General features: G+C 71.2%; 17 protein-coding genes. 9 read left to right on the top strand and 8 right to left on the bottom strand.

All coding sequences use genetic code 11. The features are described 5' to 3' along the window. Positions 1 to 1,625: peptidase C14 (locus ACFYY1_RS34495; RefSeq protein ID WP_388592580.1), on the top strand; the 1,625-nt coding region annotated here is incomplete at its 5' end. Beyond that, complete coding sequence (locus ACFYY1_RS34500; RefSeq protein ID WP_388592583.1) at positions 1,622 to 2,554, top strand: GNAT family N-acetyltransferase; 933 nt, start codon at positions 1,622 to 1,624, stop codon at positions 2,552 to 2,554. The genes ACFYY1_RS34495 and ACFYY1_RS34500, both read left to right, overlap by 4 nt. Before the next feature lie 38 nt (positions 2,555 to 2,592). On the opposite strand, the gene ACFYY1_RS34505 is transcribed toward ACFYY1_RS34500, so the two are convergent. From ACFYY1_RS34505 to ACFYY1_RS34520, 4 genes are all read right to left on the bottom strand, one after another. Beyond that, positions 2,593 to 2,970, bottom strand: a complete 378-nt coding sequence (locus ACFYY1_RS34505) for a nuclear transport factor 2 family protein (RefSeq protein ID WP_388592586.1) — start codon at positions 2,968 to 2,970, stop codon at positions 2,593 to 2,595. A gap of 105 nt (positions 2,971 to 3,075) precedes the next feature. After that, positions 3,076 to 3,780 carry a DUF5995 family protein gene (locus ACFYY1_RS34510; protein ID WP_388592587.1) on the bottom strand — a complete coding sequence of 235 codons (705 nt, stop codon included), beginning with the start codon at positions 3,778 to 3,780 and terminating at the stop codon, positions 3,076 to 3,078. 127 nt (positions 3,781 to 3,907) lie between these two features. After that, positions 3,908 to 4,798: an SCO0930 family lipoprotein gene (locus tag ACFYY1_RS34515; RefSeq protein WP_388592590.1), complete on the bottom strand. Its 891-nt coding sequence runs from the start codon at positions 4,796 to 4,798 to the stop codon at positions 3,908 to 3,910. A gap of 306 nt (positions 4,799 to 5,104) precedes the next feature. Beyond that, complete coding sequence (locus tag ACFYY1_RS34520; RefSeq protein ID WP_388592592.1) at positions 5,105 to 6,682, bottom strand: hypothetical protein; 1,578 nt, start codon at positions 6,680 to 6,682, stop codon at positions 5,105 to 5,107. A gap of 160 nt (positions 6,683 to 6,842) precedes the next feature. Here ACFYY1_RS34520 and ACFYY1_RS34525 point away from each other — a divergent pair, with 160 nt between their 5' ends. The 3 genes from ACFYY1_RS34525 (at position 6,843) to ACFYY1_RS34535 (ending at position 17,850) form a co-directional block, all read left to right on the top strand. Beyond that, positions 6,843 to 12,947 (top strand): hypothetical protein, encoded by a 6,105-nt coding sequence (locus ACFYY1_RS34525; protein ID WP_388592594.1) that lies wholly within the window; start codon positions 6,843 to 6,845, stop codon positions 12,945 to 12,947. Positions 12,948 to 13,057: 110 nt separating this feature from the next. Further along, the gene (locus tag ACFYY1_RS34530) at positions 13,058 to 13,354 is read left to right on the top strand and encodes a WXG100 family type VII secretion target (protein ID WP_266735754.1); all 297 of its coding nucleotides are present in this window, start codon (positions 13,058 to 13,060) and stop codon (positions 13,352 to 13,354) included. Positions 13,355 to 13,461: 107 nt separating this feature from the next. Beyond that, positions 13,462 to 17,850 (top strand): FtsK/SpoIIIE domain-containing protein, encoded by a 4,389-nt coding sequence (locus ACFYY1_RS34535; RefSeq protein ID WP_388592595.1) that lies wholly within the window; start codon positions 13,462 to 13,464, stop codon positions 17,848 to 17,850. A gap of 210 nt (positions 17,851 to 18,060) precedes the next feature. Here ACFYY1_RS34535 and ACFYY1_RS34540 read toward each other — a convergent pair whose 3' ends face one another. The 3 genes from ACFYY1_RS34540 to ACFYY1_RS34550 all read right to left on the bottom strand — a co-directional run bounded on the left by ACFYY1_RS34540 (position 18,061) and on the right by ACFYY1_RS34550 (position 19,690). Continuing rightward, positions 18,061 to 18,687, bottom strand: coding sequence for a hypothetical protein (locus tag ACFYY1_RS34540; protein ID WP_388592597.1), 627 nt, complete (start codon positions 18,685 to 18,687; stop codon positions 18,061 to 18,063). Positions 18,688 to 18,766: 79 nt separating this feature from the next. After that, positions 18,767 to 19,102: a hypothetical protein gene (locus ACFYY1_RS34545; protein ID WP_388592600.1), complete on the bottom strand. Its 336-nt coding sequence runs from the start codon at positions 19,100 to 19,102 to the stop codon at positions 18,767 to 18,769. 117 nt (positions 19,103 to 19,219) lie between these two features. Next, the gene (locus ACFYY1_RS34550; protein WP_388592602.1) at positions 19,220 to 19,690 is read right to left on the bottom strand and encodes a hypothetical protein; all 471 of its coding nucleotides are present in this window, start codon (positions 19,688 to 19,690) and stop codon (positions 19,220 to 19,222) included. Between the two features lie 203 nt (positions 19,691 to 19,893). Here ACFYY1_RS34550 and ACFYY1_RS34555 point away from each other — a divergent pair, with 203 nt between their 5' ends. The 4 genes from ACFYY1_RS34555 (at position 19,894) to ACFYY1_RS34570 (ending at position 23,303) form a co-directional block, all read left to right on the top strand. After that, a complete protein-coding gene (locus ACFYY1_RS34555) occupies positions 19,894 to 20,811 on the top strand; it encodes a CHRD domain-containing protein (protein ID WP_388592604.1) in 918 nt (305 codons plus the stop codon). 87 nt (positions 20,812 to 20,898) lie between these two features. Continuing rightward, a complete protein-coding gene (locus tag ACFYY1_RS34560) occupies positions 20,899 to 21,897 on the top strand; it encodes a DUF1996 domain-containing protein (RefSeq protein ID WP_388592605.1) in 999 nt (332 codons plus the stop codon). 120 nt (positions 21,898 to 22,017) lie between these two features. Further along, positions 22,018 to 22,590 carry a sigma-70 family RNA polymerase sigma factor gene (locus tag ACFYY1_RS34565; RefSeq protein ID WP_388592607.1) on the top strand — a complete coding sequence of 191 codons (573 nt, stop codon included), beginning with the start codon at positions 22,018 to 22,020 and terminating at the stop codon, positions 22,588 to 22,590. Then, positions 22,587 to 23,303, top strand: coding sequence for a zf-HC2 domain-containing protein (locus tag ACFYY1_RS34570; RefSeq protein ID WP_388592610.1), 717 nt, complete (start codon positions 22,587 to 22,589; stop codon positions 23,301 to 23,303). Before ACFYY1_RS34565 ends, ACFYY1_RS34570 begins: the two co-directional genes overlap by 4 nt. A gap of 172 nt (positions 23,304 to 23,475) precedes the next feature. Here the strand turns inward: ACFYY1_RS34570 and ACFYY1_RS34575 are convergent, their stop codons facing one another. Continuing rightward, positions 23,476 to 24,861 (bottom strand): uracil-xanthine permease family protein, encoded by a 1,386-nt coding sequence (locus tag ACFYY1_RS34575; RefSeq protein WP_388592613.1) that lies wholly within the window; start codon positions 24,859 to 24,861, stop codon positions 23,476 to 23,478. Positions 24,862 to 24,968: the final 107 nt, after the last annotated feature.

The raw sequence follows: 24,968 nt of genomic DNA on the forward strand, positions 1-24,968 counted from the left end.
ACCGCATACGCACCGAAGGCATCGAGAAGAACACCCACGACAACCCCTTCGGCGCCGTCCTCTCCTTCCGCGGCACCGTCACCGACACCACCGTCGAGCACGCGCTCTCCGGCAAGGTCATCGAGCTCACCGACACCTTCCCGGTCCCCGACGCCAAGGCGTTCGAGGTCGGCCAGTGGTGGGCCGTGCAGGTGGACCCGGTCGCGGGCGGCGGACGTGACGAACGCGAGCTGCAGAAGCTGGTCGAGATCACCGAGATCGTCGACGCCGGGCACATCCGGATCGGCTACCTCAACGGCTGGGAACTCGCCGAGGGCCGCAAGCTCACCTGGACCCGGATCGAACCGGTCCGGTCCACCCACATCCGCAACATGGTCTTCGAGGGTGCGGGGCCCGACGAGTACACCGGCTCCCACCCCGTCAGCTTCGAGTACGCCGTGGGCTGCGACGTCTCCGGGATCCATGCCACCGGCACCTTCTGGCCGGTCATCATGCGCCGCTGGTGCACCCGCTTCCGTACCGAGGACTGCTCCCTGAAGAACCCGCCCACCGTCGAGTACGGTGGCGCGGGCTACCTCACCCAGCAGATCTACTGCCTGTACGGGCGGGTCGCGGACTGCACGACCAGCAATGTCCGCCACCTCAACGACCTCACCGCCTCCGCCTACTGCACTGTCGTGAACTGCCACGGCGACGGCGACGACGCGGGCGGCAATCCCTTCACGACGCACGGACAGTACGAGCACGATCTGCTCTTCGACGGCAACTCCGGACTGATGGACATCGCCAACTCCGGGGCGCAGTGGGGGATTTCGGCGAAGCGGATCACCGTACGCAGACATGTCTGCTCCTGGTTCACCGCCAACACCAAGATCACCGATCTGACCCTGGAGGACATCACGGTGATCGCCCGTCCCACCTTCGACCAGGCCGGCACCCTCACCGTCAACGCCGACGGCGCCCAGGTGCGCGGCTGCACGGCGAAGACCTTCGCCGTGGCCCAGCGCTCCGCCCGCTCCACCCGGCCGACCACCATCAGCGACTGCTCCTTCGAACCGCCCGCCGGAGCCGTCCTCGTCCAGACCCCGGTCACCGCGCCCGTGCACTTCGTGCGCTGCACGTTCAAGGGCGTCGACGGCGCGATCCTGCGCGGCGCCGGCCCCGTCCACTTCACCGACTGCACGGTCACCGGCGCCGAGAACGCGGCCCCGCTCTCGGTCGGATCGGCCGAGCTCCGGATCGACGGCGGCAGGTACGACAACACCGGCATCGAGCTCAGCGCGGTGCGCGACCAGCGGATCACCATCACCGGCGGCGCCCGCCTCACCGGCAGCAACAAGGCCGAGGCGCTGCTCGGCCGGGCCGCCGGCGCCGGGAGGATCACCTGGGACATCAGCGGTCTCAGCAGCTCCGCCGCCGGCCCGGACACCGCCCATGTCCGCATCGCCGACGGCACCAACCACTACGCGGCGACCGGCAGCCGCTTCACCGGCGGCACCCTCCACCTCGCCCCGGACGCCCTGGCCTCGGCCCTGCACACCACCTGCGTGGAGGACGGCACCGAGCGCACCGCCATGCCCGCCCACGGCGACACGGCGCGCACGGACGGGAACCTGACCCTGTGACCGCCACGATCCGCACCGCCACCCCGGCCGACGACGCGGCACTGGCAGCCCTGTGGCGGCGCTGCTTCGACGCCCCGCACCTCGCCGACCTGCACGCCCTCGACCCGGACCGCCACCGGCACACCTTCGTCGCGCAGAACGCCGCGGGAGACGGGATCGACGCGGTCGTCGTGTACGTACCGAGGCGGATCCGCGACGCGCACGGCACCCCGCAGCGGGTCGGCGGCATCGGCAGCGTCGCCACCCGCCCCGAGGCCCGGGGCCAGGGGCTGGTGCGGCGGCTGCTGGAGGCGGCGGAGCACACCATGACGGCCGAACAGTGCGCCTGGTCACTGCTGTTCACCGGAACGCCGGGCGTCTACCGGGGCTCGGGATGGCAGGAGTTCGGCAGTACGTACACCGAGGGGCGGCTCGCCCCCTCGCCCGCCGCCGGGGCGTTCCGGATCCGCGCCGCCACCGCGCGGGACGCCGCGGAGCTGGCCGCGCTGCATCACGCGTACAACGAGGCCCGGCCCCTCAGTTCGGTGCGGGCGGCCGAGGACTGGGCGGTTCGGGTGCCCGCCTGGTACGGCCCGGTCGAGCGCACGCTCGTGGCGCAGGACCCGGCGTCGGGGGCGCTCGCCGGCATGCTCGTGGCCCAGCACGCGGGGGAGTACCTGGAGGTGCGGGAGTTCGCGGGCGCCCCCGAGTGCCTGGGCGAGCTGTACGCCGCCGCCGGCGAACGGGGCCGGGAGGCAGGGCTGAGCCGGGCCCGGGTCCGGCTCCCCGACGGCCCCGGGGTCCGGGCCGCGCTGCCGGCCCTGCTGGCGGACGCCCGGCAGGTGACGGAACACGTGGGCATGGCGCGCCCGCTGCTCGCCACCGAGGAGGCGGTACGGGCCACGGTCACGGCACCCGGCGCGGTCCACTGGTACGGCGACTGCTTCTAGTTCTAGTGCTCTGACAAGGACAGCGACAGAAGGACGACTCAGGAGGCGGACGGCTCGATCTCTCCCGCGAAGACGATGACCTGGTCGATCAGGTTCCGCCGCAGATGGACGACGTCCGTTCCCGCCAGGCGGGGGCCTCCATCCGGCGTGGTGAAGACCCACTGGTACCGGGCCCACTCGTCCGGCATGTCCACCGCCGAACAGCGCACCATCGTGCCGGTCCCCGCGGGGTGGCGCCGGATGTCCAGCACGAACCGCTCGACCGCCTCGATTCCTTCGCTGCGGCCCAACGGTCCCCAGAAGACCACGTCCGAGGTCAGGGCCTGGGAGAGCAGGGCAGTCACATAGCTGTCGTCCGAGGCGTTGAACGCGGAGATGAACATGTCGATCGCGGAGCGTGCCGTCTCTTCCTGCATGCCTCAGTAATACCAGCCGTTGCGCGTGCGCTCGTCCCGCGAGCCGCCTTCCGATCACGGTGGACCATCCCGGTCACAGCACTGGACCAGGAAGACGGGGCGCTCTCAGCGGCAGGGAGTGAGCAGGAAGCGCCCCACGAGCCCGGCCCCCGCGTCCAGGCGGCGGCGGAACTCCTCGGCGAGCAGCGGCACGTCACGCAGCCGCCACAGCACCAGCGCGGCCGACCAGGCCGCCTCGCGGGCCCGCTCCAGGCTCCACGTGCCGAACAGATGGGTGAGCGGGTCCGCCAGTTCCAGCAGATCGGGGCCCGGCATCAGCTCCTCCCGGATCCGCTCCTCCAGCATCAGCAGGAGATCGCCCACCCGGTCGAACTCGTCCTCCAGATCGGGCGGGGCGCAGCCGAGCGTGCGGCAGGTGTCCACGACGGCGAGCGGCAGATCGTGGCCGATGTGCGCGTTGATGCCGGACAGGGCGAACTGCAGCGGCCGTACGCCGGGATGGTGCCGGTACTGGAAGAGCGGATGCCAGCAGTCGGGCGTCCGCTCTCCCGCCGCGGAGGCGTCGACCGCCGACAGGTAGCGTTCGGCGAACCGCACGTCCAGCGTCTCGGCGGCCCTCCGGTCCGGGAACGCGCCGTCGTCGATCTGCCGCCGGACGGTCTCGGTGACCGTCAGATAAATGCGGTTGAAGACCGCCATCCCGTCCTCGGCCCCGCCCACCGGCGGCCAGGCGGAGCTGAACGCGCGCATCCGCTCGATCACGGAGGCGATGCCGGGGACGGAGCTGTGCACCTGCTCGAACTGCGCCATGGGGGCAGCGTCCCAGCCCCGGGGCCGGGACGGCGCCGACGGGACCGGGGTTCATCGGAATGGGCGAACGGCCGTGACACACAACCCCTGTCAGCCACCGTCGCCTCGGCTTCCCGGTCCGACGCGACTATTTGGCAAGTTTGCCGTTGGCCCGCACCGTGAACCAAGTGCCGTTCACCCCCTGGCCGTTGGTGTCACCCGGCTGCTCGTCGCCGGTGTACCAGTAGAGCGGCCAGCAGTCGAGGCTGAGCTGCTTCGTGCCGTCGGGGCGGGTGTACGGGCTGATCAGCTTCGGGTCGATGCCCTCGATGTTCTTCTTGTCGACGAGCCCGGCGGGCTTCCACTTCTCCAGGCAGGCGCCCGTGCAGTTGGACTTCATCGGCCAGGCGGTGTCCTTGGTGAAGCGGTAGAGCGTACGCCCCTTGCCGTCGCGGACGATCGTGCCGCGCTCCTCGTCGTCGACCGTGGACAGGGCGGGCAGGTCCTCCGGCTCGCTGGGGGCCTCCTGCGCCCGTGCCTTCGCCTTCGTGCCGTCGGGCGCGGCCGAGAACCAGGTGCCGCCGACGCCCTGCCCGCGGGTCTGCCGGGGCGCGGTGTCCTGCGCGTAGCGGTACAGCGGCCATCCCGCGAGCGTCAGCTGCCTCGTGCCGTCCGCACGCTTCACCGAGCCGAGCAGCCCGGGGTCCATGCCGCGGCCCGCCTTCGCACCGTCGGCGAGCACCGGCGGCCAGGCCGCGGCACAGTCGCCCGCGCAGCGGGAAGCGGGCGGCTTCGCCGTGTCCTTGTCGAAGCGGTACAGGGTGAAGCCCGCACCGTCGGTCACGACCGGGCCCAGCTGCTTGCTCTGCCAGACGCTGAGGCGGCCCGCCTGCGAGGGCTGTGCACCGTTGTCCGTCGAGGCGGCGCGCCCGGCGGATCCGGTGGTGGTCGCCGCAGTGCCCTGGGAGCTCGTGCAGGCCGCCGTCAGCATGACCGCGGCGACCGTGAGAACGGCCGGGACGCAGGTGAATTTACGCATGGGTATCCCTCTTTCGGAAATCTTGGGGAATTGGCTTTTCGCTGAAGTACTGAGGTGCAGGAAGTGCAGGAAGTGCAGGAAGTGCAGGAAGTGCTGAAGTACATGAAGTTCTGAAGTGCAGGGAAGTGCAGAAGTACTGAAGCAATGGACCGCCCCGGCAGCAGGGGAGGAGTCGGCCGACTACCGGGGCGGAGTTTCTGGTCCCGGAATTCCTTCTGGCCGGTCACTGTCACTGTCACTGTGAGAACGGCCGCTGTGGCGGGGAGGTTCAATTCCCGGGAAGTTCTTTTTCCGGGCCGCGAGCGGTCAGACCCGCCCGGTGCCCGCCCCCGCCAGGGTCTGCGTGGGAACGAGCACCCGCAGACCGAGGACGCCCAGGTCGACGCTGCCGTCGTTCTCCGCGTACCACCGCCAGTGCGCACCCGGTACGTCGCCCACCGTCAGCACGATCCAGCCGCCGCCCTCGGACCCGGTGAGGTCCGCGAGCGCCCGCGCCTCCTCGGCGGTCGGCGCGTCCTGGAGAACGACGAAGCCGGTGACCTCGCCCGTACGGGCGGCGCCACGCACCAGGCCGACGCCCAGTTCCTCGGCGGAGCCGAGGATCTCCTCGGGGGCCTTGCCCGTCACCTCCGACACGGAGCGGACCCGGACCAGACCGTTGAGGCCGGGCAGAGCGCTCGCGGCCGGGTCCACCGACACCACCACCGTGCGCTGCCGCGGCAGTTCGAGCAGACCGCGCACCAGCGCCGCCACGGTGTCCTGGGCGACGACGAGGTCACCGCTGACGCTCAGCGCGCCGTCGATCTGCCCGAGGTCCACCATGACCTGCGCACCCCGCTCGCTCACCCCGATCCGGGCGAGGTGCGGCAGCGCGAGCGCCACATCGGCCGCCGGATCGCCCTCGATGACGGAGGGCAGTCCGGTGCGCTCCCAGCGATTCGGTTCGAGCGCGGTCCACGGCACGGGCGCGGTGTGCGCCCCCGACAACGACGCGAGCAGCTTCGTGGGTTCGGCGAGGACGCTGTAGACCCGTACCGGACGCTCCGCCTCCGCCGCGCCGGCGGGGATCAGTTCGCGCAGCGCCTGCCGCACCACCACCGGCGTACGGGTGTCCGCCGCGAGCCGCCGCGCGAGCGCGCCCCGCCGGCGCCGCCGCAGCGCGAGCGCCAGACGACGCGGCAGCCGAGGCCGCAGCACCCGGGCGGCCCGCGCGATCCAGGAGCCGGTGGCGCGCACGGCCCGGCCGATCGGACGCCGCGCGACGATCATCACGGTCAGTACGGCGGCGCCGGCCACACCCCCGATCAGCCAGGGCGACCCGAGCCGGTCGCCGAGCCCGGCGAACGGTCCCGGGTTCCGGCCGGCCACGGCGCGGGGCGTGGGGGCGGCGCTCTGCTGGGGGCGCTTCGCCGGGGCGGCGCTCTCCTCGGGCAGGACACCGAACTCCACGCCGGGCCCGTCCGCGTCCTCCGGCAGGATCAGCGGGAAGCCCGGGGTCAGCTGGTCGGGGCTCACGAAGGCCGAACCGTCCGGCAGTTGGCGCCCGCTGTTGAGGACCAGGATCTCCTCGAACCGGTCGCCGTCTTTGAGAGTGCGCTCCGCGATCCCGAACAGCGTCTCCTGCTCGCCGCCGTTCTCCTGCGCGGACTTGACCACGTAGTACTTCGTCACCTCGTCGGCCCGCAGCGCCCGGGAAGGCTGCGCCCGCACGGCCGCCAGGACCGGTACGGAATCCGGAGCCCGTACCGGTCCCAGAGCCTGCGCCGGCGCGGGCAGTGCCAGCCAGGTGACCGCCATCAGGCCGCACACCGCCGTCACCCGTGCCGTCGTGCGCCACGGCGCCGGCCGCCGTGCTTCGTTCGTCGTCCTCGGGGCGTCGCGCATCCTTCTCGTCCTCCTCCGTACGGGGCCTGGTGACGCGCACTGCTCGTGCGTCGGCCGTCACACGCGCCGGGCCCCGGGTCGGTTCAACGACAGCTGAACCGAAACGTCGACCACCCCGTTAGGAGGAGCCGAACAGGCGTGTAGCCGGGAGGAGTTGGAAATGGCGCGTCGGCATGCAACGGGCTGGGAGGTGCTCGGGTTCGGGGAGGATCCGACCCCCGGGAACCCGGAGGCGATCAGGACACTGGCCAAGACCTATCAGGAACTGGGCGACGGGGCGGGCGAGGCGGTCGATCTGCTGCGCGCCGACGGGGCGCTGCGCCGCGGCAAGGGCCAGGCGATGGACGCCCTGAAGACGCGGATCACCAAGGACCTGCCGGGGCTTCTGGAGAAGACCAGGGACTCCTTCCGTACCGCCGCGGGCGCCTACGACGAGTACGCGAACACCCTGACCAGCGCCCAGGACCTGCTGGACCGGGCCATCGACCAGGGCCAGGAGGTCGCCGCCACCGCGAAGACGGAGGTCCCGGCCCTCGCGGCGGACGCCACTCCGGAGCAGGCCGAGACCCACCAGACGCAGCAGGGCGAGGTGAACTCCGCGAAGGAGGCGCTGTCCGCCGCCGAGGAGCTCGGCCGCATGGCGCAGCGGATTCGCGAGGAGGGGTCCGACAAGGCCACGATCGTCCTCGACGACGCCGCCGAACAGGCCATCCCCGCCCGGGACTTCGTGAAGGCGTTCGGCGACTTCCTCGCGGACAACCCGCTGGTGGAGATCATCGCCGGTGTCATCATCGGCATCGTCGCCGTGTTCTTCCCGGTCGTGGGTCTCATCCTGGGTGCGATCCTGTTCGCGGTGTCGGTGATCCGGATGGTGTCGCAGGGCAAGATCGACGCCGGTGAGATCATCATCGGCCTGCTCACCCTCGTGCCCGGTGGTGTGCTCCTCGGCGGGCTCGGGAAGATCGTCGGGGCGGCGGGCAAGCTGGCGAAGTTCGCGCCGTTCCTGGCCAAGGTGGGCAAGGGCGTCGGGACCGCTTCCGGGGCGGTCTCGGCGGCCCTGAAGAACTCGACATTCGTCCGCAAGATCATCGACCCGCTGTCCAAGGGACTCGTGGGGCTCAAGACGTCCCCAGGTCTGGCCCTCGGCGCCAAGTTCGCGATCGACGTGACCACCGAGTTCAGCCTCGGCTTCCTGGCGAGCGGGCTCACGGCGGTGTTCGACGGGAAGAAGTTCGACGCGGCCTCGGCCGCCAAGGGTGCCGCCCTCGGCGCCGCCACGGCCGGTGCCCTCACCCTGTTCGGCGGGACGAAGTTCGCCACCAGCATCAAGGACGCCTTCACCACCAAGGGCAAGTTCAAGAGCAACATCGACAAGGCGTTCTCCGTGAACAGCCTCGGTGTCGTCGACGGCAAGTTCAAACCCGGCAACGTCCTGTTCAACGACACCAAGGGCGCGCAGAAGACCGGCTTCCACGGCATCAACGGCCAGACCAAGTCGGACCCCACCACGGGCGAGGTCAAGACGAAGGTCACGACCCCGGACGGCGCGAAGACCGAGACGAAGATCACTCCGCCCGGTCCCAAGGCCGACCAGGTCCAGGCCCCCGACGACCTGCCCTTCGGAGTCCCGGCGCCCGAGACGTCGACGACCACCACGACACCGGACGGGTTCACCTCGACGACCTCGAACGGCACCAACACCATCAAGAGCCCGGACGGGGACGTCATCACCTCGAACGGCACCACGACGACGATCGACACCCCGATCCAGGGCCCGACCACGAAGGAGAAGATCCTCGGCGGGATCGGCGGCGAGTTCGCGCCCGCGCAGTCGCAGAAGCCCGCGCTCTCCACGGAGCTGGGCCCGGCCGGCGGCTTCACGACCTCGGGACCGTTCGGCGAGGTCTCCAAGGCGCCGGACGGCACCACGACGTTCAGCTCGCCCGGCGGTGACGGCGGTGGCCCCACGCCGGAGTTCACCGTGAACAACAACACGGTCTCCACCCCGAACGGCCTCACCCTGACCGACAACGGCGGCTCCACGACGGTGAGCGGTGGCGGGCTCACCACGGACAACACGAACGGCGTCAACTCGGTCTTCAACGGCCCCCCGGCGGGCCCCCCGGCGGGCCAGCCGGTGGCGACCCACAACCCCGCCGACGGCAACGTCGACATCAACTTCGGCAACACCACGCTCAGCGGCAACACGGGGAATCCCGGGGGTGGTTTCGCCCTGCCGGACGGCACGCAGGCCAGTGTCGGCAACAACGGCGACGTGAGCGTCGTCAACGGCGACGGCGGCGGCCAGAACGTCAACCTGCCCGCGGTCGACGCGGGCGGCCCGGTCACCTTCACCGACACCAACGTCAGCACCAGCATCCCCCCGGGCGGCGGCGCCACCATCACCACGCCGGGCGGGCCCGCCACCACGCTCGACCACACCGGGTTCACGGTGAACACCGGCGGCCCCATTCCCGACACGGTGCAGTTCAACGGTCCTGGCAACTCGCTCGACGTGACCCCGCCCGGTGGTCAGCCGCAGGTCTCGGTCGGCCCGGACGGCTCCGTCACCACCGGCAACATCAACACCGACGGGGGTGGCGGCGGTACGGCCACCGGCGGCGGGGGGAACGTGGCGTTCTCGCCGGCCGACATCAAGTTCAGCACGCCCGACGGCGGGACGATCACCGTCGATCCGCAGGGGCAGTTCGACCTGAACCCCTCCGGTGCCCAGCCGCCGGTCACGGTCCACCCGAACGGGGACATCGCCGTGGGCCCGTCCGGTGCGGCCCCGGTCACCTTCAACGGCCCCGACGGCACCGCCGTCACCACCAAGCCCGGCGGCGGCCTCGACGTGACACCGCCCGGCGGTCAGCCGCAGGTCTCGACCGGCCCGGACGGCGGCGTCACCGTCGGCGGGATCACCACCGACGGCAACGGCAACGGCACGGCCACGGGCCCCGGTGGCAAGGTCGACTTCTCGCCGCTCGACATCGAGTTCAGCGCCCCGGACGGTACGACGTTCACCATCGACCCCAACGGCAGGTTCCACGTCGACGGGATCAGTCACAGCGCGGACGGCGTCACCATCGGCGGCTCGACCACGGTGGACAGCGACGGCTCGGCGAGCATCGCCCACGGCGACCAGCAGATCGACGTCGCTCCCGACGGCACCATCACGGCCAGCGACGCACAGGGCAACCCGGTCCCGCCGGCCGTGCCGCAGCCGACCCCCGGAAACCCGGTGAACGCGGGCAACACCACCATCTCCGTGGACAACGGCGGCGGCCACTCGGTCACCGTCCACGGCCCGAACGGTGCCACGGTGACGGTCGGCAACAACGGCACGACGACCGTCAGCAATGGCCCGATCCAGGCGAGTCACGGCCCGAACGGCATCAGCGGCAGCGTGGGCACCGGCAACCCGATCCAGGTCAGCCAGGGCCCGAACGGCGTGACGACCGTCAGCCAGAACGGTACGTCGGTGAGTACGGGCGCAAACGGCCCGACCACGGTCGGACCGCAGGGCGGGCCCGCCTCGGTCACCGTCGAACCGCCCTCGGGCGGCGACCCCGCCCAGGTCACCACGGCCGACGGCAGCACCACCAGCGTCCACGGGGACGGCACCGTCACCAAGTCCGCGCCCGCGGGAACCGGCACCCAGACGGTCAGCACGGGCGGTCCGGACAACACCACGGTGACGGTCGGCAACAACGGCACGACGACCGTCAGCAATGGCCCGATCCAGGCGAGTCACGGCCCGGACGGCACCGGCGGGAGCGTGGGCACCATCAATCCGGTCCAGGTCAGCCAGGGCCCGGACGGCGTGACGACCGTCAGCCAGAACGGTACGTCGGTGAGTACAGGCGCAAACGGCCCGACCACGGTCGGACCGCAGGGCGGGCCCGCCTCGGTCACCGTCAACCCGGCCGACGGAGGCACCCCGACGCAGGTCACCACCTCCGGCGGCAGCAGCACCACCCTGACGGGGAACGGCGCCCAGACCGATGTCAACGGCACCAATACCGTGAACAGCACGATCAACAACGACGGCACCATCAGCAACAACGCCCCGGCGGGCCCCAACAGCACGGTCACCACCGGGCCGAACGGCACCACCGCCGCCGACAACAACGGCAACTTCGGCGTGGACAACACCGGCACCGTCACCGACGGCCCGGTGACCATCACCGCCAACACCGACGCCGCCAACAACCCCGTGGCCACCTTCACCGACACCGGAGCCGGCGGCGCACAGGCCGATGTCGGCACCAACGGCGTCAGCACCCAGGGCGTCGACACGACGCCCGACCCGGGCGGCACCGTCACCTTCACCCACCACCCGACACCCGGCGGTCCGGCCACGACCGTCAACTCGGGCCCCGACGGCACGATCACCACACAGACCCCCGACGGGGCCGAGGCGAAGGTGCCGCCGCCCCCGAACCCCGCGGGCGGCGGACCCGCGCCCGCACCGGCCCCCAGCACGATCACCAACAACAACGGCGCCACCCTCTCGACGGACGGGCAGACCATCACGTTCACCAGCGACGGGTTCACGACCACCATCGGCAACGACGGCACCGGTCCGGCCACCACCACCGTCCACCACGACTCCGGCGTCAGCCACACCGTCGACAACAACGGCCAGGTCACGGTCAACAACTCGCCGAGCGGCGCCGGCATCACCGGCACCAACACCCAGGTGACGGTGAACACCCCGCAGCAGGAGGGCTGGGGCCTGTTCGGCTCACCGGAGATGACCGGCGGCCAGAACACCCTGTCCAACGGCCCGAACGGACCCACGATCGCCACGCACGGTGCCGACCCGGTCCACGAGCCAGGCAGCACCGTCGTGCACGGCCCGAACGCGAACGGACCCGGCGGCGAGTTCTCCGTCACGTACGGGCCTGCCACCGGCACCTTCGCACCCGGCGGCGTCACCGGCCTCGGCCCCTCCGGCACCCACGTCGACCCGGTCACCAACCTCCCGATCGACACGGCGGGCAACCCCATCGGCAACAACCCCGGCGACACCACCATCAGCACCGTCACCGGCGACGGCAACAGCGGCATCACCGTGCCCACGCCCGGGGGCGGTCCCGTCGTCCACCACGACGGCTTCTACGGCGGCAACACCAGCGTCGGCACCGGCAACAGCTCCCTCGGCAAGAGCCCCGGCGACGTGGAGAACGCCGGTACGCCGGGCCAGAAGTCCGACATCCTGGACGGCCCGCACAACCCCTTCGACCTCGGCCTTGCGCCGGGCCCCGAGACCTTCACGGTCGGCGGCAACGGCGGCGGGCCCTCCGTGGACGTCCCGGTCGGCGGCAAGGGCGACTCCACCGTCCACAACGGCCCGTTCGACGTGAAGGCCAACGGCGACGGCTCCTTCGACGTGTCCGTGCCCGGCAGCAACCAGCCCGGTGACAAGGTCACCGTCGGACCGGACGGCACCCTCACCGGGCCCGGCGTGGCTCCGGCGGCGCAACCCGGAGCAGGACAGGAGGGGCCCGCCGGACCCCCGCAGGTCACGTTCAGCAATAACACCACCGTCACCGGCGGGCCGGGCACGGCGCCCGTCGTCACCCCCCAAGGTGGCGGCGCCACCACCACCTTCGCCAACGGCGCCGCCACCACCACCAGCCAGACGGGCAACGTCACCATCACGCAGAACCCCGACGGCAGCACCACGTTCAGCAACACCGCGGCCGGCGAGAACACCACGTTCACCGTCACCAAGGACGGCGTGGAAGGCACCGTCACCACAACCGATGCCGGCGGCAACCAGACCACGTTCGACGTCACGGTCAACAACAACGGCTCCGTGCAGGTGAAGGACGCCAACGGCAAGACCCTCACCGAGGTCGACGCGAACGGCTCCTTCAACGAGCAGCACACCCCGATCCACGACTACCACGCCTACGCGGGCGGCCCCACCTCCGTCACCGAACTCCACGAATACGGCTACGAGGCCCTCACCAGCATCCTCAAGGGCGCCGTCGGCCAGGCCGTCAGCGTCGGCTACGAGGTGGGCGCCAACGGCGCCGACGCGCAGACCACCCTGGAGAACGCGGGCATCAAACTCGGCTACGGCGTGGGCAATTCCCTGGCCGGCAAGAAGGTCGAGAACGACCACGGATTCAAGACCAAGGGCCCCGAGGTACCCCTCGCCTCGCTTCCCACGAAAACCATCGGCGCCGTCAACTCCAACCAGGACACCGAATTGGCGAATCCGCCGGAAGAAGCCCCCATCAAGGTCTGAACCGAATGGCCGCGCCCCTCGTGTGTAGGGCGCGGGTCCACGAACTGCTCCGCGAGATTCCCCATGAAACACCCGTCCGCACGACCGACTTGGAAACAGGAGACATTCCGATGGCTGATTACATCGTGAACGACGAGAAGACCGGCGCCGCCGCCACGCAGACCATGAACGAGTACGAGATCGCGGTCGCCCAGCTCAACAAGATCAAGGCCGACCTGGACGCGCTCACCGCCGACGGCTACAACACCCCGTCGGCGAGGAACGACTTCCAGCCCTTCGTGCAGGAGTACACGGACAACTACGGCAAGGTCACCGAGGGCCTCACGGGCATCTCCGAGTACATCAAGAAGTACGGCGAGGGCATGACCCAGTTCGACTCCGAGATGGGTTCCAGCCTCCGCAAGTGACCCCGTCCGGGCGCCGGCCGGGCCGGACCCCTCTCCGGCCCGGCCCGCCCGGCTGTCCCGCACCCCTGGCAACCCCTGGTGACCCCCGTGCCCAAGGAGCACTGACGATGCGTCTGACCGTCACCGCCGTCGACCCGGAGCAGGGTCAGACCGCGGACATCATGATCGAGGCCGACCCCGAGGCCCCCGCCGGCGAACTCGCCGAGCAACTGCACCGGCGGCTGCGCGGCGGCACTCCGAAAGCACCGCCCGTCCTGTACCACGGGGCCACCCCGCTCCCCGCCGACCAGCCGATGGCCGCCGCCGCCCTGCGCTCCGGCAGCCTGCTGTCCCTGGACGCTCCCGCGCCCGAGGCGGGCCCGGAGCCGGACGGCGTCGTGGAGCTGCGCGGCGTCGGCGGCGCCGACGCGGGAGTGGTGTTCCGGCTGTCGCCCGGTGATTATGAGATCGGCTCCGCCGCGTCCTGCCGCATCCAGCTCCGGGCCGAAGGGCTCGCGAAGACCGCGGCGCGCCTGAAGGTGCACGCCGATTCCACCGTGACCGTACGTTCCGTCGACCAGGACGGCGTCACCCGGGACGGCACCGAGGCGCGGGACTGGACCGCATGGCCGCTCGGCGGTGTCCTCACCATCGGCCCGGCCCTGCTCGAACTGGCCGCGCCCTCCGTGCCCGACGCCGCCCTCCAGCCCTCCGACGACGGCGTGGGGCTCGACTACAACCGGCCGCCCCGGCTGCTGCCCCCGCCCGTCAACAACCGCTTCCAGCTCCCCGTGCCGCCCGGAAAGCCCACCCGCAACAAGCTCCAGCTCGTGCTGATCTTCGCGCCGTTGATGATGGCCACCGTCTCGTTCGTCATCTTCAACAACCCCAGGTTTCTGATCTTCGGTGTCCTCTCCCCGGTCGTCGCCCTCGTCTCCCAGTTCTCCAACAAGCGCCGGGGCAAGGAGGGTTACGAGGACCAGCTCAAGGATTACGAGGAGAAGAAGGCCGTACTGGAACAGGACGTGGACGAGGCGGTCCTCGCCGAACAGCACGCCCGGCGCCTCGCCGCCCCGGACCCGGCGTCGGCCCTCCTGATCGCCACTGGCCCGCGGCAGCGGCTGTGGGAGCGCCGCTGGCGCGACGACGACTTCCTGCTGATGCGGCTCGGCGTCGCCGACCGCCCCGCCTACGTGGAGCTCCAGGACCCCGCCGAGCCGGAACACCGCCGCAGGGTCGACCGCACCACGCACGCCGTGCCGGTGACCGTGCCGCTGCGCACCTGTGGCGTCATGGGCGTTGCCGGCGGCGCCACGGCCGAGCCGCTGGTGCGCTGGCTGATCGCCCAGGCCGCCGTCCTGCACAGCCCGTCCGACCTGCGGATCTGTGTACTGTCCGGCACCGGCGGCGCGGACCGCTGGTCCTGGGTGCACTGGCTGCCGCACTGCGCGCCCCTCGGCGAGGACACCATCTCCCTGGTCGGCGCGAGCGCCGAGTCCGTGGGCCGCCGCATCGCCGAACTCACCGCCGTGATCGCCGCCCGGCAGCAGGCCGGCGACCGGGCACCGCGCGGCGGCGCCGTGGGCGAACCCGACCTCCTGGTCGTCCTCGACGGCGCCCGGAGACTGCGCTCCCTGCCCGGCGTCATCCAGATCCTCCGCGACGGACCGGCCGTCGGCGTGTACGCGCTGTGCGTGGACGACGAGGCCCGGCTCCTGCCCGAGGAATGCCGCGCCGTGGCCGTGGCCGGGCCCAAGTGGCTGCGCGCCGAGCAGGACAGCGCCGACCCCGTCGACGAGGTCCGCATGGACGCGCCGACCCGCTCCTGGTGCGTGGGCGTGGCCCGCGCACTCGCGCCGATCCGAGATGTCGGCGACGACGCCGACGAGAACCTGCTGCCCGCCTCCGCGCGGCTCCTCGACGTACTCGGTCTCGAACCGCCCACCCCCGACGCCGTCGCCGCACGCTGGGTGATCGCCGCCCGCAGCACCCGCGCCGTCATCGGTGAGGGCGTGGACGGTCCGTTCGCCGTCGACCTGGCCGCCGACGGGCCCCACGGCCTGATCGCGGGCACCACCGGATCCGGCAAGTCCGAACTGCTCCAGTCCCTGGTGGCGAGCCTCGCCGTCGCCAACCGGCCCGACGAGCTGAACTTCGTCCTCGTCGACTACAAGGGCGGCAGCGCCTTTGCCGAGTGCGAGGACCTGCCGCACACCGTCGGCATGGTCACCGACCTGGACACCCACCTCGTGGGGCGGGCCCTGGTCTCCCTCGGCGCCGAACTGAAGCGACGCGAGCACATCCTCGCCGAGGCCGGAGCCAAGGACATCGACGACTACACCGACAAGCGCACCCGCCGCCCCGGACTCGCCCCCATGGCCCGGCTCGTCCTCGTCATCGACGAGTTCGCGTCGATGGTGCGGGAACTCCCCGACTTCGTCTCCGGACTCGTCAACATCGCCCAGCGGGGCCGCTCCCTCGGCATCCATCTGATCCTCGCCACCCAGCGGCCCTCCGGCGCGGTCACCGCCGACATCCGCGCCAACACCAACCTGCGGATCGCGCTGCGCACCACCGACACCGGCGAGAGCCGCGACATCATCGACGCCCCCGACTCCGGGCAGCTCTCGCCCCGCACCCCCGGCCGCGCCCACGCCAGGCTCGGCCACGCGGCGCTGCTGCCGTTCCAGACCGGCCGGATCGGCGGCCGCCGCCTCGACGCGTCGGCCACGGACGAGGACCGTCCGGTGCCGGTGCTCACCGAACTCCACTGGGAGGCCCTCGGCGCCCCGATACCGAGGCCGGAAGCGCAGGAGGACACCTTCCAGCCGGTCACCGACCTGTCGGTCCTGGTGGACGCGGTACGCGACGCGGCCACCCAGCTCTCCGTACCGCCCGCCCGCCGCCCCTGGCTGCCCCCGCTGCCCGGCACCCTCACCCTCACCGACCTGCCCACGCCCCCCGAGGCGGCCGGGGACGGGCGGCTCACCCCGGTGGCGTACGGCCTCGTCGACGTACCCACCGAGCAGACACAGCGTCAACTCGCCTTCGATCCGGACGAGATGGGTCATCTGTACATCGTCGGCTCACCGCGCAGCGGCCGGTCCCAGACGCTGCGCACCCTCGCCGCCGCGCTCACCGGCGCGCACGGCTGCGCCGACGTCCACCTGTACGGCCTCGACTGCGGCAACGGCGCCCTCCAGGCCCTCGGCGGTCTGCCGCACTGCGGTGCCGTGGTGGACCGGGGGCAGGTCGAGCGGGTGGCCCGCCTGCTGAACCGCCTGGTCGCCGAGGTCGGGCGGCGCCGTGAACTCCTCGGCAGGCGGGGCGTCGCCGACCTCACCGAGCTGCGCCGGGTCCTGCCCGAGGCGGAGCGGCCCCCGCACATCCTGCTGCTCGTCGACCGGTTCGAGGCGTTCGAGCGGGACTTCGCCAACTACGACCAGGGCAGCCTGATGGACGCCATGACCCTCCTGATGCGCGAGGGCGCGAGTGTCGGCGTGCACCTGGTCCTGTCCGGCGACCGCATCCTCGGCCAGAGCCGGTTCTCCTCCTCCACCGAGGACAAGCTGGTCCTGCGCCTCAACGACCGCGCCGACTACTCCATGGTGGGCCTCAACGCCCGCAACGTCCCCGAGGAACTCCCGGCCGGCCGCGGTGTCCTCACCAAGGACACCGACAGCGCCCAGGTCGCGTTGATCCCCGGTGCTGACGGCACTGATGCCAGCGGCGCGGGCCAGGCCCAGGCACTCGGCGCCCTCGCCGAACGGGTCGCGGAGCGCGACGCCGACGTGCCCGCCGAGCGCAGACCGTTCCGCGTGGATGTGCTCCCCGACGAGTTGGACTTCCCGGAGGCCCTCGCCCGCAGGCCGCGGAACACCTCCCCACTGTGGGCGATGATCGGCGTCGGCGGCGACGAACTCGCCGCCATCGGCACCGATTTGTCGCAGGTGCCGTCCTTCGTGGTCGCCGGTCCGCCGAGGTCCGGCCGGAGCACGGTGCTGCTCACCATGGCGAAGTCGCTGACCGAGTCGGGCACGAAGATCGTGGTGATCGCGCCGCGCAATTCACCGCTGCGCGGTCTCGCCGGACAGCCCGGCGTCGTGGAGGTCTTCACCGACGCCGATGTCGCGGTCGCGGACTTCCGCTCCGCACTCGGCAAGGTGGACAGCCCGGCGGGAGCCATTCTCGTCGACGACGCCGAGATGATGATCAACTCCGAGCTCGACACCGACTTCGTCGCGCTCGCCCGCGGCAGCGCCGGCGACGGCTGGGGCCTGATCGTGGCCGGCAACAACGAGGCGCTGCTCGGCGGCATCGGGGGCTGGCAGGCCGCCGTACGCCGCAACCGCTGCGGCGCCCTGCTCGCGCCCCGTCTGATGGGCGACGGGGAACTCGTCGGCGCCCGTCTGCCACGCGGTCTGATGGGCCAGGACAGCGAGCCCGGCCGCGCCCATCTGCAGCTCGGCGACGGCCGCTTCACCACCGTCCGGGTGCCCGCGACGACGGTGGACTGACCGGCAGCACGGCGTACCACCGCACCAGAGCAAGGCCAGAAGACCTCCGCTCCCCTCCGGCCACCGGGGGAGCGGAGGTCTTCTCCTGCCTTCGGGGGGCGGAGGTCCTCTCCAGCCTTCGGCACACGCACCTCCTTCGGCACAGGCACATGAAGAGGGCCCGGCCGCTCCTGGGAGGAACGGCCGGGCCCTCCGCGAGGCCGGCGCCGGTCAGGTGGCTGCCGCGCCGACGGCCACGGGAGCCTCCTCGCCGAAGGCGAACGTCGAGGTGATGGCGTCGAAGAGGTCGCACAGCGGTTCGGCGAGCGGGATGTTCGGGCTGAAGCAGGTGATGATCAGGACCCGGTCACCACCGGGAACCGGCACGAACGTGTGCGTCACCACCATCTTGTACGAGATGCCGTCGGAGATCTCCGTCTCCTCGATGCCGGACATCCGGCCGACCGGGCCGACACTCGGCAGCGTCACCGTCGTGAGGGCCCGGGTGGTGCCCTCGCGGCGGCGGCCCCCGGTGGCCGAGAACTGCTCGGCGATGCCCTTCGCGGAGAAGTCCTCACCGGGCGGCGGCTTCACGCTGAACACCATGAGCCCGGCCATCAGCAGGCCGTCCTCGTACATGGCGGTGGTGCCCGCCGCATACACGGCGCCGCGCATGCGGGCGCCCTCCATGATGCGCCGCGCGCTGCGGAACGTGTGGTTGATGGCGTCCCGGGTCTCCTTCTGCGGAGCGTGCCGCAGCATCTCGGCGCGCCGCTCGGCGAGCGTGTCGCCGTGCAGGTCGTACTCCGTCCAGTTCTCCGGGATGGCGATCCCGAAGGTCTGCGAACCAGTGGTCATGGGACCGTTCTCCTCAGTTCGTTTCGGGCCGGGCTCGTGTCGGGCCAGGCGGATGGGGGGAAGCGATGAGGCCGTCGTCCTAGGACGACGGCCGGGCGCCGCCCCCGGCGGGTGTCGCGTCGCCGCCACCGCTCTGGCTGCCGCCTTCCTTCAGCGAAGAGCCCATCTCGGTGTCGAATTCGGCGAAGGCCTTCACGATGGCGTCACAGCCGTCCTTGAGGTCCTTGCTGTTCCGCTTGACCTGTACGCGCCCGTCTTTCCAGGCTTCGTCGAAGTCGGTGCCGGGGCGCACCAGCGGCGGGCCGACGTCCTCGGGGTTGTAGCCCGACGGCCGGGTGTCGATGAGCTCCACCACCCGGCCCAGCAGTTCACCGAGGCGTTGCACCTCGTCTCCCGGCATCTCGATCTCGGCCAAGGCTCCTCCCTCGTACGCGTCGTCCGGCGGGCACGTCCCGCCCCGCTCCACACGACCGTGGACGCGGAACGGTTCAACGGCCCGCCGGATCAAGGGCGTGAGGGACAGCCCGCAGGGTCACGCGGTCTTGCGGACGAGCTTTCCGTCGGGCGACACGGCGAACCATTCGCCGTCCAGGCCCTGCCCGTTGACGTCACCGGGCACCATGTCACCGACGTAGTAGTACAGCGGCCAGTCCCCGTACGTGACCTGCACGGCACCCCCCGACTGCTTGGCCTCGCGCAGCAGCGACTTCTCGACGCCCTTGCCCGCGGCGGCGGGGGAGGGGCTGGTCAGCGCGGGCCACACGGCGATGCACTCCGCGTCGCAGTTGCTGGTGGCCTCCTTGTCCTTGGTGAAGGCGTACAGGGTGCGGCCCTGGCCGTCGACCAGGATGGAGCCGAGCCCGACATCCGCCACGGTGACCTCGGTGCCGGGCGCCGCCTCGACCGGTTTCCCGTCCCCGCTGGTACCGCTGTCACTCCCGGTACCGCAGGCGACCAGCCCCAGGGCCAGCGGGATCGCGAACAGAGCCTTGCGTGCGCGCATGGTGATGACCTCTCTCGTGCGTCGTGAAAAGCGGCGGGGCGATTTCCCCGTGGCCCACACGTGCCGCCCGCCGTGCAGGTTCAGCGAGCGCCGCCCGGTCTGCCGACGCACCGGATCGCGGACGGCGTTGAACCGTTCGGGCCATCCGTCCGTTGGTCGACGCGAAGGGCTCTGGAAGCCCAACTCCCGGAAGGACGAAAGACATGCGCAGGCTCACTGTCGCGGCGGGTGTCGCCGTGCTCGTCGCCGGTCTCACCGGTTTCGCCGGTACGGCCCCGGCGTCCGCCGAGGACGGATCCGGCGCCCGGGTCTCGACGGCCGCCGCCGAAGCGGCGCGGGCACCGGCCGTCTCCCTGATCGCCCGGCTCACCGGAGACCAGGGAGTGCAGAAGAAGAAGGGGCCCGCCGTGGGCGACAAGGACGGCAAGGCCGTCGCGCTCATCAAGGTCAAGGGCGACCGGGTCACCTTCGCCCTCACCTGGAACGGCATCGGCAGGCCGACACGCGGCCACCTCCACCAGGGCCGGGCCGGCAGCGACGGCGGGGTGAAGGCCGAGCTGTTCGGCACGGCCATGCCCGCCTCGGTGAACTCCGCCGCCGGGCAGACCACGATGTCCTCCGCCGCGCTCGCCCGACGGCTGCGTACCAGCCCCGGAAGCTTCTACGTCGACCTGCACTCCGAGGAGTTCCCCGGCGGCGCGGTGCGCGGACAGCTCCGGCTCCTGGCGAAGCCGGTGAACCCGCTCAGCATCATCAGGGGCGGCAAGCTGCGCGCGCTCGCGGACGGCGGCCAGGAGGTCCCGGCAGGCGACCCGGACGGGCACAGCACCACGTTCCTTCACCCGAGGCCGGACCGCGTCGACTACTCCATGGCCTGGGTGAACATCGGGGCACCGCTGGCCGGGCACATCCACGAGGGGGTGCTCGGCGAGAGGGGCGACGTACGGCTCCCGCTGTTCGTCTCTCCCGTACCGAAGAACGTCTTCGCGATCTCCGGCAGCGTCAGCACCTCCGACACCGAACTGATCGCACGCCTCAAGGGGAGCCCGACCAGCTTCTACTCGAACGTGCGCACCGGGGAGTTCCCCGATGGCGCCGTACGAGGGCAGTTGTTCCTCTGACGTTCGCCGGAAGGGAGCTGATGGAGGTTCAGCGGGTGTGTTGCGGGCAATCTTGCCTGACCCGGCCCCTGCTGCCACTCTGCTTCCGTGCGGATCAAGCTGCCCTTCTCCAACTCCCGTCTTTTCTGGGGGATTTCGCCCGTTCTGCTCGGGCTGATCGTGTTCCTCGGTGTCATCACGTTCGGCGCCGACGGGGCCGCCAGGGTGTCCGACGCACCCGCCGACAGCAAGTACGTGGACGTCGGGACCGTTCCGCCGGCCCAGAGGCCCGCCGCCGGACCCGACGCGTCCACCGGCTCGTACACCGTCGACTGCGGCCGCAACGAACAGGGCCACTACAACATGGACAACGTCGTGATCTCCCCGGGCGTCGTGAACGGCGCCCACCACACCCACGACTACGTCGGCAATCTTTCCACCGACGCCCTGTCCACCGACCGGAGTCTGGCCGCCGCCGGCACCACCTGCGCGGGCGGCGACCGGTCCACGTACTACTGGCCGGTGCTGCGCCGCCTCGACCGTACCGGCGAGGCCCACAGGGCCGGCGTCGGCGCCCACGGCAACACCGGCGAGGCCGTCACCGCCTCCTCGGTGCGGGTGGAGTTCCGCGGCAACCCGGTCAGCTCGGTCGTCGGCATGCCCCGCTTCATGCGGCTGATCACGGGCGACCCGGTCGCGGCCACCACGGAGAGCACGAACGTCCGTGCCCAGTGGGGCTGTTCCGGCTACCCGGACCGCTTCACCCGGAACTACGTGCGCTGCCCGCAGGGCAGCGGACCGACCCGCACCCTGGACTTCCCGAGCTGCTGGAACGGCCTGGCCACCGACAGCCCCGACCACCGCACGCACGTACAGTTCCCCGCCGCCGACGGCACCTGCCCGCGGGCCACGTTCCCCGTGCCGCAACTGCGCGTCACCCTCACCTATGAGCTGCCGCAGGGTACGCCGTTCGCCGTCGACTCGTTCCCGGAGCAGCTGCGCGATCCGATCACCGATCACGCGATGTTCGTGAACGTGATGACCGGGGACCGCATGGCGGAGCTGGTGCGCTGCATCAACGAGGACCGGCAGTGCAAGTCCGGGTGACCCGGACCCCCGTACGAACTCCGACCGGCAGCGATTCAGCACACATCGACTTCGCATTGAACCGGTCCGGTCCGCCGTCCGTGTTCAGCGCGTCGGCCCGGGAGAGGACGGAGAAAATGAATGGCGGCATTGTGGTCACGCAGTCGGCAGAGACAGGACACCGGTGACGAGGCACTGATCCGGTCCCTCTACGAGGAACACGGCAGAGCCCTGCTCGCATACGCACAACGCCTGACCGGCGACCGCAGCGCCGCCGAGGATGTCGTCCAGGAAACCCTGATCCGGGCCTGGAAACATCCGGACGCCCTGGTCAACGGCAAGGGCTCGGTACGTGGCTGGCTGCTCACCGTGGCCCGCAACATCATCACGGACCGGTACCGGGCCAAGGCGGCGCGCCCCACGGAGGTCGCCGAATCGGTGACCACCCAGCCCGTCGAGCAGGACCACGCGGACGCCGTGGTCGACTCGATGGTCGTCATGGAGGCGCTCGACCAGCTCTCCCCGGACCACCGGGACGTGCTCATGGAGATCTACTTCCAGGGCAGAAGCGTCGCCGAGGCGGCGCAGAGCCTCGGGATACCACCCGGGACGGTCAAGTCCCGGTCACACTATGCGTTGAAGGCCCTGCGGGACATGTATGCGGACAGACCGAAGACAGTGAAACTCGTGGCGTTGAAGGGGGTGGCGGTATGAGCACCAAGGAACACGACAGCGAACTGCTCGGCGCCTATGTCCTCGGCGCGCTCGATGAGCAGGAGGTGCGGACCGTCGACGAACACATGGCGTCGTGCCACAAGTGCCGCGACGAACTGGACGGGCTGCGGGAGATGGAGTCCGCGCTCGGCGAAGTCCCCCCGGAGGCCTTCCTCGACGGGCCCCCGGAAGGCGGTGACCTGCTGCTTCAGCGCACGCTGAGGCAGGTCCGCAACGAACGCGCCGGGCAGACGCTGCGGCGAAGAGCGGTCCTGGGCGCGGTCGCGGCCGTCGCGGCGGCAGCCGTCCTCGGCGGCGGCGTCCTGATCGGACAGAACACCGGCCAACGCACCCATGAGGCGACACCCCCGGCCCCCTCGGTCGCGGCGACCGTGCCACCGGCGCAGCCGGGAGGCATGAAGGTCCTTGAGGGCCGCAGCGCCTCGACCGGCAGCGAGATGAGGCTCCGGGTGACCCCGGCCGTCGACTGGATCCGCCTCAACGCCTCGGTCATGGGCATCCCGGCGGGCGAGCGCTGCCGCGTGGTGGTCGTCGCGAAGGACGGCAGCCGCGAGATCGCGGGCAGCTGGCTCGTCGCCGACGAGAAGAAGGGCGCCAACCTCGACGGCTCGGCGGCCGTCCCCATGGACGACGTGCAGAAGGTCGTGATCGAGAACGACGAGGGCAAGGAGTACGTGTCCGTCGACGTCTGACCCCGCGGGCCCGGACGTGGACCGCGACCTCCCGGATGGCGTACGGATCAGCGTGGGCTTACGGGTCCGTGCGGCATACGGATCGGCGTGCCTGCCGTACGGATCGGCGTGGCGAACAGATCGGTGAGGCCGTTCCCTGTCGGAACGGCCTCACCGACGGCGGCGCCCGCGATCACGATCCGTCCGGCACGCCCCGGTCGTACCCCGCGTTGTCCGGTTCGAGGAGCGGAGGCTCGTCCGTCATATGGGCGGGCGCCATGACGCGCAGCGCGTGGTAGCCGATCAGGACGATCAGCGTGCCCAACGCGATGCCGCTGAGCTCGAAGTTGTCCGTGAGCTTCAGGCTGACGTTGCCGATGCCGACGATGAGACCCGCGGCCGTCGGCACCAGGTGCAGGGGGTTGGACAGGTCGACCCGGGAACGGACCCAGATCTGGGCGCCCAGCAGGCCGATCATGCCGTAGAGGATGACCGTGATGCCGCCGAGGACACCCCCGGGAATGGCGGCCACGACGGCACCGAACTTGGGGCAGAGCCCGAACAGGATCGCGAAGCCCGCCGCACACCAGTAGGCGGCGGTCGAGTAGACCCGCGTGGCGGCCATGACACCGATGTTCTCGGCGTACGTGGTGGTGGCGGGACCGCCCACGGACGTGGAGAGCACGGTCGCCGCACCGTCGGCCATGATCGCCGTACCGAGCCGGTCGTCGAGCGGCTCGCCCGTCATCTCACCGACCGCCTTGACGTGTCCCGCGTTCTCGGCGACGAGGGCGATGACGACGGGCAGGGCGACCAGAACGGCCGAGAGCGAGAAGCTCGGGGCATGCAGGTCGGGAAGGCCGATCCAGTCCGCCTTGGACACGCCCGAGAGGTCCAGGCGCCAGTGGTCGACCGCCTCGGCGCCGCCCGCGGGGGAGTGGATCTTGCCGAACACGCGGTCGAAGACCCAGGAGACGGCGTACCCGAAGGCCAGCCCGAGGAAGATCGCGATACGCGACCAGAAACCGCGCAGCACGACCAGGGCGAACCCGGTGAACAGCATGGTCAGAAGCGCTGTCCACTGGTCCTGGGGCCAGTAGGTGCCGGCGGTGACCGGCGCCAGGTTGAACCCGATCAGCATGACCACCGCACCCGTGACCACCGGAGGCAGCACCGCGTGGATGACGCGGGCCCCGAGGGCGCGGACGACCGCCCCGCACAGGAAGAGGACCGCGCCGACGACCAGCAGCGCGCCGGTGAGGGTCGCCGCGTCACCCCCCTGTGTGCTGATGACGGCGGCGACACCGATGAACGAAAGGCTGCTCCCCAGGTAGCTGGGGATGTGACCCCGGGTGATCAGCAGGAAGAGAATGGTGGCCACGCCGGAGGCCATCACGGCGAGGTTGGGGTCGAGCCCCATCAGGACGGGGGCGACGAAGCAGGCTCCGATCATGGAGACCACGTGCTGCGCGCCGAGACCGACCGTGCGCCCCCAGGCGAGCCGTTCGTCCGGCCTCACGACCTCACCCGGTGCGAGGCTCTTGCCGTCGCCGTGCAGCTTCCAGCCGAAGCCCGCCATGGTCTTGCTCCTCGATGTGTTGCTGGGGTGGTGCTGAGATCCGCCGGCCGGACCGCCGGACCGGGGGCTCGACGACAAGCGGAACACGCGGTTCGGGCGCATGCCGA

The organism is Streptomyces sp. NPDC001890 (assembly GCF_042891445.1).
Lineage (GTDB): Bacteria > Actinomycetota > Actinomycetes > Streptomycetales > Streptomycetaceae > Streptomyces.

Excerpts from the sequence above, each read along its gene's own strand:
- ACFYY1_RS34555 (WP_388592604.1), top strand. The coding sequence starts at position 19,894 with ATGCGCAGGCTCACTGTCGCGGCGGGTGTCGCCGTGCTCGTCGCCGGT.
- ACFYY1_RS34570 (WP_388592610.1), top strand. The coding sequence starts at position 22,587 with ATGAGCACCAAGGAACACGACAGCGAACTGCTCGGCGCCTATGTCCTC.
- ACFYY1_RS34575 (WP_388592613.1), bottom strand. The coding sequence starts at position 24,861 with ATGGCGGGCTTCGGCTGGAAGCTGCACGGCGACGGCAAGAGCCTCGCA.
- ACFYY1_RS34565 (WP_388592607.1), top strand. The coding sequence starts at position 22,018 with ATGGCGGCATTGTGGTCACGCAGTCGGCAGAGACAGGACACCGGTGAC.
- ACFYY1_RS34520 (WP_388592592.1), bottom strand. The coding sequence starts at position 6,682 with ATGCGCGACGCCCCGAGGACGACGAACGAAGCACGGCGGCCGGCGCCG.
- ACFYY1_RS34535 (WP_388592595.1), top strand. The coding sequence starts at position 13,462 with ATGCGTCTGACCGTCACCGCCGTCGACCCGGAGCAGGGTCAGACCGCG.
- ACFYY1_RS34530 (WP_266735754.1), top strand. The coding sequence starts at position 13,058 with ATGGCTGATTACATCGTGAACGACGAGAAGACCGGCGCCGCCGCCACG.
- ACFYY1_RS34505 (WP_388592586.1), bottom strand. The coding sequence starts at position 2,970 with ATGCAGGAAGAGACGGCACGCTCCGCGATCGACATGTTCATCTCCGCG.
- ACFYY1_RS34540 (WP_388592597.1), bottom strand. The coding sequence starts at position 18,687 with ATGACCACTGGTTCGCAGACCTTCGGGATCGCCATCCCGGAGAACTGG.
- ACFYY1_RS34525 (WP_388592594.1), top strand. The coding sequence starts at position 6,843 with ATGGCGCGTCGGCATGCAACGGGCTGGGAGGTGCTCGGGTTCGGGGAG.
- ACFYY1_RS34515 (WP_388592590.1), bottom strand. The coding sequence starts at position 4,798 with ATGCGTAAATTCACCTGCGTCCCGGCCGTTCTCACGGTCGCCGCGGTC.
- ACFYY1_RS34510 (WP_388592587.1), bottom strand. The coding sequence starts at position 3,780 with ATGGCGCAGTTCGAGCAGGTGCACAGCTCCGTCCCCGGCATCGCCTCC.
- ACFYY1_RS34550 (WP_388592602.1), bottom strand. The coding sequence starts at position 19,690 with ATGCGCGCACGCAAGGCTCTGTTCGCGATCCCGCTGGCCCTGGGGCTG.